This window comes from Streptomyces kryoterrae, assembly GCF_054072135.1.
The window spans coordinates 9,062,649-9,072,580 of sequence record NZ_CM133358.1; the positions used below are offsets into that span (position 1 = coordinate 9,062,649).

The following is a 9,932-nucleotide window of genomic DNA, read 5'->3' on the forward strand; positions in this document are numbered from 1 at the left end:
ACGCCCGGCCGGTCCGGCCGGCCCGCCGGACGGGCCCGTTCGCCCCGTCCGTGCGGACCGGCCGCCTCCCGGTGGCCGGTCAGGTGCTGTGCGCCGTACGCGGGATGTCAGGCGGGGGCGACGGCCAGGACGGTGTTCTGGCCACCGAAGCCGCACGAGTTGCTGAGGGCCAGGTCGATGGGCATGGAGGTCGCGTTGAGGGCCAGTTTCACTTCGATCCGGGGGTCGGGGATGGACAGGTTGGCGACCGGCGGCACCATTTCGCGCTCGATGCTCAGCAGCGTGAACGCCGCCTCCACCGCGCCCGCCGCGCCCAGCAGATGGCCGGTGACTCCCTTCGTGGAGGTGACCAGGGGGTCTCCCTGGAGGGTGCGGCGGATCATGCGGCCCTCGGCGAGATCGTTCAGCGGAGTCGAGGTGCCGTGGGCGTTCACGTGCTGGACGTCGTCCGGGTCGGCGCCGGCGTCGGCGAGGGCCGCGCGGACCGCCGCCTCGACACCGGCGCCGTCCGGATGCGGCGACGTCATGTGGTGGGCGTCCGCGGTGGCTCCGTAACCGACGATCCGGCCGTGGATGTGCGCACCCCGGGCCCGGGCGTCCTCGACGCGTTCCATGACGAGGATCCCGGCGCCCTCCCCGGCGACGAACCCGTCCCGGTCGATGTCGAACGGCCGCGACGCGGTGGCCGGGTCGTCCTCCCTGCGGGACAGCGCGCCCATCTGGGCGAAGCCCGCCATGACCAGGGGAGTGATCATGGCCTCGCTGCCGCCCGCCAGGACGATGTCGCAGCGCCCCAGGGCGAGCAGGTCCCGGGCCGTTCCGATCGCGGTGGCGCCCGACGCGCAGGCCGTGGCCACCACCAGGTTGGGCCCGGTGGCCCCGAACTCGATGGCCGTCTGACCGGCCAGCATGTTCGGCAGCTGCATGGGCAGCAGCAGCGGGGACACCCGGTGGGCGCCCTGCTCCCGCAGCACATGGTGCTGTTCCTCGACCGTGCCGGGACCTCCGTCGGCGCAGCCGAGGACCACTCCGACGCGTGCCCCGTCCCAGGTCTGCGGATCGAGGCCCGCGTCGGCCACCGCCTCGTGCGCGGCGACCAGCGCGAACTGTACGAACCGGTCCAGGCGGTGGGCCCGGCGGGCGCTCAGCAGGCGTTCCGGGTCGAAACCCGGTACCCGACAGGAGATGCGTACCGGGTTGTCCGCCAGCGTGGGATCGAGCCGGGCGGCGGGCCTGCCGTCACAGACCGCCGCCCAGCTCGCCTCGACCCCGACGCCGCCCGGCGTGACCAGACCGAGTCCGGTGACGGCGATGTCGATGCCGGCCATCAGACCTTCGCGCTCCGCTCCTCCATGAGCCGGACCATGTCGGCCACGGTCTCGGCCTCCAGGAGGTCGTCGTCGCTGATGTCCAGGTCCAGTTCGGACTTGAGCAGCAACGAGAGTTCCACCACGGCCAGCGAATCCAGCTCGATGTCCTCGCGGGTGGCCTCCGGGGTGATGGACTCCGGCGACACCTTGAGCTTGTTGGACAGGATGTCCTTGAGCTGCTCCAGCATGACGGTTCCTTTCGGTTGGGTGATGCGGGTGACGAGAGGGTCGGGAAGGTGGACCGGCGGGGGTGCGGCGGGCGGTGACGGGAGGTCAGACCGAGTGCACCTCGGGCCAGACCAGGGTGGTCGCACCCCATGACAGCCCGCCGCCGAACGCGGTGAGCAGCACCCGGTGTCCCGCGCTCAGCCTGCCGTCGGAGGCCGCCTGCGCCAGCAGCAGCGGGATCGAGGCGGCGCCGGTGTTGCCGACCTGCTCGATGTTGCTGAGCTGCCGCTCGGCCGGGATGGCGAGACGCTCCGCGACCGAGGTGAGGATGCGGGCGTTCGCCTGGTGTGCCGCGAACCGGTCGACGTCGTCGAGGCGCCAGCCGGCCAGCTCCGCCGCCTGCGTCGACGCGCTGGTCATCCGTTCCACGGCGTGCCGGTAGGTGTCGCGGCCCAGCATCCGGAAGTACTGGTCGTCCGGATCGGCCGGGGGACCGGCCGAGCGCTGCCGCGAACCGCCGGCCGGCACCTCGATGAGATGGCTCAGCTCGCCGTCGCTGCCGAGGACCAGTGGTCCGAGCGCACCCGGCTCGGACGCCGCGCCGGCCCGCAGGACCACCGCGCCCGCCCCGTCCGCGAAGATCACCGCGGTGGTGCGGTCGGCCGGGTTGACGATCGTGGTGAACGCGTCGGCCGCGATGAGCAGGACACGGTCGGCGATGTTGGCGGCGATCAGCCCGGAAGCGGCGGCCAGGCCGTACAGGAAGCCGGAGCAGACAGCGGCCACGTCGAACGCGGCGACCTGACCGAGGCCGAGCCGGGCCGCCACCTGCGGGGCGGTTCCGGGACAGGGCTGGTCGGGTGTGGTGGTGGCCAGGACGACCGCGTCCACCCGGCCGTCGCCCGCCGACTTCAGCGCGCGCAGGCCGGCCTCCACGGCCAGGTCCGAGGTGGCGGTGCCGGGCGACACCATGTACCGCTCGGCGATGCCGGTGCGCGACCGGATCCAGGCGTCGGAGGTGTCCAGACGCTGTGCCAGATCGTCGTTGGTCACCAGATCGGGGGGCACGTACCCCCCGATCCCGTCGACCACGGCCGCCCGCCCGAGCACCGCCGCGCCACCGCTCACCTGTCGGCCCCGGGACTGCTCAGGACCCCCAGGGGCAGGCCCATGTACGCCATACGGGACTCGGCCATCTCGTCGGTCCACTGCTCGGCCATGTCGTAGCGCTGCTCCGGGGTGGTGTCGAGCATCCGTACGCCGGGCCAGATCTCGTAGTCGCCGATGCGCTCGGCGTGCTGGGCCATGCCCTGCTGGAAGAGTTCCTCACGGTGGATGACGAACTCGCGGTCGGGGATCTCGTCCCAGAGCCGCACCCCGGCCCGCAGGATCTCCAGGAGGCGCGGGCGGTACTCGGGGAAACGGGCCACGTGGTCGCGCAGGATCGTGCTGGCCACGGTGAGGTGGCGGATCTCGTCGATGGCGGTGCCGCGGGAGATCTCACCGGTGGCGGGGGAGAGGGGAGTCCACTTGCGCTCGCTCAGTTCGGCGGCCGGGGCGAGCACGCCCTCGATGACGATGGCGAACACGGCGACCCCGCCCGGGAAGTCGGCCTGGTCACGGACGATGTCGAGGGTGAAGTCGACCACCGGGTCCAGGACCCGCTTGCGGTAGTCCCGGGCCATCTCGTCGATGTCCGCGAGCAGGGTGTCCGCGGGGATGCCCAGCTCGACCAGATGGTTGCGGAAGACGCGGGCGTGCCGTGCCTCGTCGATCAACTGCGTTGCATAGAACTCCAGTTCGGGTACACCTGGCGCAATGGCCACGTAGTGACCGAGCAGCCGGGTCGCGATCTCCTCGGACAGGCCGCGGAAACCGAACTCCAGGACCAGCGCGTCGCGCAGCGGACCGGGCTCCCGCAGGAACTCGGGCACGGTGGCGTCCACGTGGTGACCTGTCTCGCCCCGGTCGCGCAGCGTGCCCTGCGCCACCGAGGTGAACCAGTAGGCGAGGTTGCACTCCTCGGGGCCGAGCGTGAGCTCCTTCGCGCCGTCGAGCAGGCCGGGAGCCTTGTCCCAGTCGGCCTCGGGGGCCACAGAACCGGTCATGACGCCGATGTCTCCTTCGCGGGGTGCAGGGAACCGGTGAACAGACCGCCGGCATGGCTGAGCAGGGGCGGCCCGTCACCGGCGGTCGCGCGGACGACGTAACCGAGCAGCAGCTCGCTGTCACCCGTCGAGTGCGTGGAGTGGAACCGGCAGGTGTAGTGCGCGAGCGCGCCGGCGATCAGCGGAGCGTGGGCGTACGAGTCGGCCGTCCACGCGAGTCCCGCGAACTGCCCGTCACCCGCGAGGCGCGCTCGGTTCGCGAAGTGCCTTGCCACATCGGCCTGTTCACCGCCGAGTACGTTGATCGCGAACCGGCCCTCGGCCGCCGCGAGCCGGGCGAAGGACGAGTCGGCCCCGAGGACCACCCCGACCAGCAGGGGCTCCCGGGACACCAGGGTGACCGTGCTCGCCGTCGTGCCGTGCGCGGTGCCCTCGTGGCCCACGGTCAGCACGGAGACGGGTGACGCCAGGTGGTACAGCGCCCGGCGTCGCTCCGCCGGGTCCTGCCGCACCGGACGGCGTGCGCTCCGCACCTGGGTGACGGTGCTCATCGCACGGCCTCCTGGCGCTCCTGGCGCTCCTGGCGCTCCTGACGGACCCGGGGCCCGGGAACGTGACCGACCGGAACCGGGTCCACGACGTGCCCGGCCGGCTTGGGGTGGGCGATCCCCAGGTCGTCGAGGAGCCGCAGGTAGCCGGGCTGGCGCACCGGCTCGAAGGGCAGCGCGAACGATTTCATGAAGTTGCCGAACAGCCCGCGGTCACCGAAGAGATGGAAGGGCAGCACCAGCAGCGCCCACTCGGGCTTGACCAGCCAGCACCACAGCGCGGCCACCGCGCCCTGCGTGATGAGACTGTGCATCGTGTTGTAGAGGACGTAGTACGCCTTGTGGATCGGCCGGCCGCCGGCCCGCTTGAAGGCGATGGCGCCCGGGATGTAGCCGATGAGGTCGATGTAGAGGAAGAGCGCGATGGCCGGCAGCCAGCGGATCTCCCCGAAGTGGGCGATGATCAGCCCCGTGGTGACGGCGAGGCCCACCAGGTACTCGGCCCGGTGCAGCGAGTACGTCCGTGGTGTCTCGAAGGGGTTCGCCTGGTCCATGGCCGGTCAGCTCCCCACGGCGGCGGGCGTGATGAGCTCCACGCCGCCCGACAGCCGTACGGCGGGGAACAGCCCGGCCAGCGCCCAGGCGACGGTCTCCTTGATGACCCGCTCGGCGATCGGGTCGAGGATTCCCTCCAGGCTCGGGATACCGAAGTCGAAGTCGGCCGCGAACCGCACGGAGACATCGGCGCCCTGCTGGACCAGGGTCCAGGTGCCGGTGAAGGAGTCGAAGTCGCCGTCGGTCTGCTCGAAGCGGATCTCACCCCGCTCCGGCACGAAGACGTCGGACTCGGTCCAGCGGAGCAGACCGCTGCGGAAGTGCAGTTCCCAGCTGGAACTGGCGTTCTCGTCGGGGTAGGTGGCGTGCACGGTGGTCGCGTTCACATGGGGCGCCAGGTCCGGGTACCGCTCCCAGCGCCGTACGGAGTCGTAGACCGCTTCGGCCTGCTCCGCGGGTATCAGTGCATCCAGTTCGACGTGCCGCACGATCAGTTACCGCCTTCCGGCATGGTGGCCGCGCCCCGCACCAGATCGCGGGTGGCCAGGTCGAAGGAGTTGAGGAGGAACTCCACATCGGTGTCGCTCAGCACGGCGGGCGGCGTGAACCGCACCACCGAGCTGCCGTTCATGGAGTGGTTGGCGACCACTCCGTGGTTGAAGAGCTCGATCAGCAGCTCGCCGGCGAGACCGGCCTCGACCAGCTCGATCCCGATGAGCAGGCCCTGGCCGCGCACCTCCACCACCAGTTCGGGGATGTTGCGGTACGCGATCTCCGAGATCCGGGGCAGCAGCGCCGCCCCCAGGTCGGCGGCCCGGGTGATCAGCCGTTCCTCCTTGACCGCCCGGATCGCGCCGCGCACCGCGGCCATCAGCACCGGCTGGCCGGAGAAGGTCGCCGTGTGGACGTACGGGTCCTTGTCGAAGGGGCGGAAGGCCTTGCGGGTCGCCACGGCCGCGGAGACCGGCAGCACACCGCCGCCGAGTGCCTTGCCCGCGAGCAGCACGTCGGGCACCACACCCTCGATGTCCGCACCCCACCACTCACCGAGCCGGCCGAAACCGGACTGGACCTCGTCGAGGATCAGGAACCCGTCGTGGGCGCGGACCAGTTCCTCGACGCGCTTGAGGTAGCCCTTGGGCGGAATGATGACGCCGCCCTCGCCCTGGACGGGTTCGAGGATGACGCAGACCTCGCCGGGGTGGGCGGAGAGCTCCGCCTCCAGTGCGTCCGCGTCGCCGAACGGCAGGTGCAGGAAGTCGGGTATCAGGGGCCGGAACGGCCGCTGGTAGACCTCCTTCGCGGTGGCGGACAACGCGCCCAGCGTCTTGCCGTGGTAGCCGCCGTTCATCGAGACGGTCCGCTTGTAACCGCCCGCGCGGGCCAGCTTGAGGCCGGTCTCGACCGCCTCCGCCCCGCTCAGCGCGAAGTGCACGCGGTCCAGGCCCTCGGGCAGCACGGAGACGAGGGCCTCGGCGGCGAGGGCCACGGTGGGTTCGAGCAGGATGCGGGTGGCGGTGGGGTGGGTACGCAGCTGGCGCTCCACCTCCTCCATCACGATGGGATGGCGGGCGCCCATGATGAACACGCCGTAGCCGCCCGCGTTGAGGAAGCGCTCACCGTCGCTCGCGGTGAGCCAGGCGCCTTCGGACGCCACCTCCATGTGGCTGCCGAAGAGTTCGGCGAGGGTGGCCCGGCCCTTGCTCAGATGGGCCCGGTACAGGCCGAGGATCCGTGCCTCGGTGTCCGAGGCGGCCTCCTGGATCACGGTCATGGATCTCTCACTCCAATGGACGGTTCTGGTGCCGCCGGGCGGCACAGCGGTCTCCCGGGGCAGGGCGGCGGGGCGGCGGGCGGGTGTTCAGGCCAGGACCAGGGGGCCGCCGCCGAAGTAGTGCAGCAGCGGCTCGGCGGCGGCACCCTGGGCCGGCGGATGGAAGGCGAGCGCGCGCACGGCGGCCGCCGCCTGGGCGTGCGCGGAGTCGCGGATGAAGTCCAGTCCGCCGAGCAGCTCCAGCGCCCGGGCGGCGATGGACGGCAGCGCGTTCTGCACGGCGTAGCGCGCGACCAGGACACGCGCCACCGACTCCTCGTCACCCGGCTCGGCCCCGACCGCCCGCGCGACACCCTCCAGGAGTGCCAGCGCGGCCTCCAGGTCGACGGCGAGCGAGGCCCGTTCCCGGACGCCCCCGCGCTCGCGGTCCAGCACCTGCTCGACCAGTGCCGCGGCACCGCCCGCGTAGCCGGCCGCGATGAGCATCTCGAACCAGACGAACCCGGCCGTCTGCAGGTCGTCCAGGCGCTGCGGGTCGTCCGCCCCGGCCCTGACGACCATGTCCGTCGGTACGAAGACGTTGTCGAGGCGCACTTCGTCGCTCTCCGCGCCCGCCAGCAGGTCGTTGCCCCAGAACGGGTGGACCGACAGCCCGGGCGCGCCGGCCGGGACCAGGGCGAGTGCCAGCTCGGGGGCATCCCCGTCGTGGATGGCGATGCTCGCCGTGAGCAGGCTCATCGAGTGCGACAGACTGCACGGCTTCTTCGCGCCGGACAGCAGGTAACCGCCCTGAACGGGACGGGCCGTCACCCCGGGAGTGAGGATGTTCTGCGCGGTACGGCCTTCGGCCCAGCCGGAGGCCATCACCTGCTGCTCGGGGACGATCCGGTGCAGCAGATCGGTCTGGGCGCCGGTGAGCCGTCCGGCGTTGCCGGCGAGGGAGTAGAGCATCGCGGCGGTGAAGTGGTGCATGGAGACGGCCGCCACCAGCGACGGGGACTCGGCCCCCAGCGCCAGCTGTACCCGCAGTGCTTCGAGCGGGGTGGCGCCGTGGCCGCCGTACTCCGCGGGAATGAGCAGACCGACGCCGCCGTGGATGCGGAACAGGTCGATCACCGGGCTGCCCGACCGCTCCCGCTCGGCGTACGGGATCTCCTTCAGTTCCTTGATCAGACCGGGATGGAAGCGCTCGCAGACAGCCCGAGCAGCATCGAGGGAACGCACGGGAAACCTCCGGTGGGGACAGAGCGGTGGGCGTTCAGACGCCGAAGACCGCGTCGTAGGGACTGATGTCGCGGGCGATGCTGACTCCCTGCACGTGCGAGGTCTTGAGCATCGGGTAGTTGGCCTCGCCGAAGGCGCCGCCGGTGCGGCCGGTGCCGCCGTGGCTGGGCAGATACGGCAGGAAGCCGATGTGCGAGTCGTTGACCTTCAGCAGACCGCCGTTGACGACCCGTCGCACGAAGGTCTCGATGACGTGGTCGGAGCGCGACCAGAGGGAGTTGCGCAGCCCGTACTCGTTGGAGTTGACGAACCGGAGGAACGCCTCCAGCAGCGCGTCGTCGTTGTCCGCCTCCGGCACGATGACGGGGATGAGCGGGAAGAAGGTCTCCTCGCGCACGACGTCATAGGTGCGGGCCCGGTCCAGGCCGTCCACCCGGAGAACGGTGGGCTGGAGGAAGACACCGGTTTCCGAGGGCGTACCGTCGACCTCGGTGCGGTTCCCGCCGGTGACGAGCGTCGCGCCGTTGTCGAGGGCCTGGCGCAGCAGCCGGAAGAACCGCTCACTGCGCCGCACCGGCGACAGCAGGACGTCCTCCTCCTCGGGCAGCCCGGGCCGGATCGCCTTGACCTGCTCCCTCACCTCGGCGATGAGGGCGTCGGCGATCTCGGGGTGGACCAGCACGTAGTTGGGCACCATGCAGATCTGGCCGGAGCCGAAGAACGACTCGGTGACGGCCTCGGCGGCCCAGGTGATGTCGGCGTCCTTCCACACCACGATGCCGTCGTTGCCGGCCAGTTCCAGGATGGGCTTCTTGCCGTGCGCGACGCACTGCTGCTCGAAGCGCAGGCCCTCCTGGCTGCCGCCGATGTAGAAGATGTCGTCGATCAGCGGGTCCGCGATCCAGCGGTCCATGGTCTGCTTCGGATTGCTGCACACCGCGTTGAGCACACCGGGCGGCGCGTCCAGCTCCTCCAGCAGCGGAGCCACGATGTCACGCAGCAGCCACATGGTGCTCAGCGCGATACTGCGCGGCGCTCTGACGATGACGGCGTTGCCGGCCATCAGCGCCAGGACGGCGAGCGCGGCGCTGGGCAGCGGGGCGTTCTGCGGCGGGTTGAACGCCACCACCCCGTCGGGCTGGCGGTGCAGGATCAGCTTGCGGCCCGCGTACTCCTTCTCGACCCGCATCTGCTTCGTGTACCAGCGCAGACTGCCCGGCGCGTAGATCTGCAGCAGACAGCTGAGTTCCCAGCGGGCCAGCTTCACCGGGTGCGACTCGGCGACCAGCATGTCGAGGAACTCGTCCTGGTGCTTGAGGAGTTCCTCCCTGAACCGCGTACCCAGCCGCATCCGCCGCTCGAGCGGCACGGCCGCCCAGTCCGAGGCGGCCGCCGCGGCCGCCTGCGTGGCCAGGTCGATGGAGTTGTCGTCGGCTATCGCACAGCGGCCCACGACATAGGGGTGCTGGGCGGCGTCGGACTCGGGGTCCTGCTCCAGCTGCCGCTTGAGGCTGACACTGGTGAACACGTCTTCCAGCAGGGATCGTCCGCTGACGGTGTAGACCCAACCGTCCCCGGCGACATCCTTGCCCGCGATGTAGAGGTCGTAACTCCTGAATCCGGAATGTGCCGGAACACTTTCTTCCTGCCCAGCTCCGTGAAGCATCATCAGCCCTTCCGAGCTTCCGTGGGGAATTTTCGGTCAACTGCTTTTCGAAGCAATCCGATCGTGGCAGCTGAATCTGACTCAAATCTGACTCGCGGCTGACGCCGGACTGATCCAGAGGAGGGCCGCACTCCGGCCGCCGGCCGTCAGCGGAGCGTCAGCCGTTGCTGTTTGCATGGCAGCCATGTCATCCACCGACACGACGCCGCACCGGCTGCGCGAGCTGCCGCGGGCCGAACTCGCCGAGGAAATCGAGACACTCGTCCTGAGGAGGTTCAAGACCGTTCTCCTCATCGACGAGTCGGAGGACCTCCCCCTCGACATCAGCTATTTCGATCTCGGCCTCACCTCACTGCGGCTGACCGAGATAAGGCAGAGCCTGGAGCAGCTCCTCGATCTGTCCATCAACGCGAACGTGCTCTTCAACCAGCCGACGATCGCGCACCTCGTGGACCACCTGGCCGACGCCCTGGCCACCCCCTCCTCCCGCTGAACACCGATCAACCAGGCCCAGGACAG

11 protein-coding genes are annotated in these 9,932 nt (G+C 70.6%); 1 reads left to right on the forward strand and 10 read right to left on the reverse strand.

Annotated elements, in window-relative coordinates; translation table 11 throughout:
• Positions 1–107 precede the first annotated feature (107 nt).
• The 10 genes from ACW4TU_RS40340 to ACW4TU_RS40385 all read right to left on the reverse strand — a co-directional run bounded on the left by ACW4TU_RS40340 (position 108) and on the right by ACW4TU_RS40385 (position 9,413).
• A complete protein-coding gene (locus ACW4TU_RS40340; RefSeq protein WP_457421698.1) occupies positions 108–1,328 on the reverse strand; it encodes a beta-ketoacyl-[acyl-carrier-protein] synthase family protein in 1,221 nt (406 codons plus the stop codon).
• Complete coding sequence (locus ACW4TU_RS40345; protein ID WP_189148614.1) at positions 1,328–1,558, reverse strand: phosphopantetheine-binding protein; 231 nt, start codon at positions 1,556–1,558, stop codon at positions 1,328–1,330. The genes ACW4TU_RS40340 and ACW4TU_RS40345 overlap by 1 nt, the downstream gene beginning before the upstream one ends.
• A gap of 85 nt (positions 1,559–1,643) precedes the next feature.
• The gene (locus tag ACW4TU_RS40350) at positions 1,644–2,666 is read right to left on the reverse strand and encodes a beta-ketoacyl-ACP synthase III (protein WP_457421700.1); all 1,023 of its coding nucleotides are present in this window, start codon (positions 2,664–2,666) and stop codon (positions 1,644–1,646) included.
• Positions 2,663–3,646 carry a ferritin family protein gene (locus tag ACW4TU_RS40355; protein WP_457421702.1) on the reverse strand — a complete coding sequence of 328 codons (984 nt, stop codon included), beginning with the start codon at positions 3,644–3,646 and terminating at the stop codon, positions 2,663–2,665. Before ACW4TU_RS40355 ends, ACW4TU_RS40350 begins: the two co-directional genes overlap by 4 nt.
• Entirely contained in the window at positions 3,643–4,197 is a 555-nt protein-coding gene (locus ACW4TU_RS40360; protein WP_457421704.1) for a flavin reductase family protein, read from the reverse strand. Before ACW4TU_RS40360 ends, ACW4TU_RS40355 begins: the two co-directional genes overlap by 4 nt.
• The gene (locus ACW4TU_RS40365; RefSeq protein WP_457421706.1) at positions 4,194–4,748 is read right to left on the reverse strand and encodes a hypothetical protein; all 555 of its coding nucleotides are present in this window, start codon (positions 4,746–4,748) and stop codon (positions 4,194–4,196) included. Before ACW4TU_RS40365 ends, ACW4TU_RS40360 begins: the two co-directional genes overlap by 4 nt.
• Before the next feature lie 6 nt (positions 4,749–4,754).
• Entirely contained in the window at positions 4,755–5,237 is a 483-nt protein-coding gene (locus ACW4TU_RS40370) for a type II toxin-antitoxin system RatA family toxin (RefSeq protein WP_457421707.1), read from the reverse strand.
• A 2-nt stretch (positions 5,238–5,239) separates the two neighbouring features.
• On the reverse strand, positions 5,240–6,523 hold the full coding sequence (locus ACW4TU_RS40375) for an aspartate aminotransferase family protein (protein WP_457421709.1): 1,284 nt from the start codon (positions 6,521–6,523) through the stop codon (positions 5,240–5,242).
• Between the two features lie 87 nt (positions 6,524–6,610).
• Positions 6,611–7,747 carry an acyl-CoA dehydrogenase family protein gene (locus tag ACW4TU_RS40380; RefSeq protein WP_457421711.1) on the reverse strand — a complete coding sequence of 379 codons (1,137 nt, stop codon included), beginning with the start codon at positions 7,745–7,747 and terminating at the stop codon, positions 6,611–6,613.
• 34 nt (positions 7,748–7,781) lie between these two features.
• The gene (locus ACW4TU_RS40385; protein WP_457430561.1) at positions 7,782–9,413 is read right to left on the reverse strand and encodes an aldehyde dehydrogenase family protein; all 1,632 of its coding nucleotides are present in this window, start codon (positions 9,411–9,413) and stop codon (positions 7,782–7,784) included.
• A gap of 184 nt (positions 9,414–9,597) precedes the next feature.
• Between ACW4TU_RS40385 and ACW4TU_RS40390 the strand changes: the two genes are divergently transcribed.
• Positions 9,598–9,906 (forward strand): acyl carrier protein, encoded by a 309-nt coding sequence (locus ACW4TU_RS40390; RefSeq protein WP_457421713.1) that lies wholly within the window; start codon positions 9,598–9,600, stop codon positions 9,904–9,906.
• Positions 9,907–9,932: the final 26 nt, after the last annotated feature.

Coding starts and splice junctions, on each gene's coding strand:
- ACW4TU_RS40340 (WP_457421698.1), bottom strand. CDS start 1,328: ATGGCCGGCATCGACATCGCCGTCACCGGACTCGGTCTGGTCACGCCG.
- ACW4TU_RS40345 (WP_189148614.1), bottom strand. CDS start 1,558: ATGCTGGAGCAGCTCAAGGACATCCTGTCCAACAAGCTCAAGGTGTCG.
- ACW4TU_RS40355 (WP_457421702.1), bottom strand. CDS start 3,646: ATGACCGGTTCTGTGGCCCCCGAGGCCGACTGGGACAAGGCTCCCGGC.
- ACW4TU_RS40360 (WP_457421704.1), bottom strand. CDS start 4,197: ATGAGCACCGTCACCCAGGTGCGGAGCGCACGCCGTCCGGTGCGGCAG.
- ACW4TU_RS40365 (WP_457421706.1), bottom strand. CDS start 4,748: ATGGACCAGGCGAACCCCTTCGAGACACCACGGACGTACTCGCTGCAC.
- ACW4TU_RS40375 (WP_457421709.1), bottom strand. CDS start 6,523: ATGACCGTGATCCAGGAGGCCGCCTCGGACACCGAGGCACGGATCCTC.
- ACW4TU_RS40385 (WP_457430561.1), bottom strand. CDS start 9,413: ATGCTTCACGGAGCTGGGCAGGAAGAAAGTGTTCCGGCACATTCCGGA.
- ACW4TU_RS40390 (WP_457421713.1), top strand. CDS start 9,598: ATGTCATCCACCGACACGACGCCGCACCGGCTGCGCGAGCTGCCGCGG.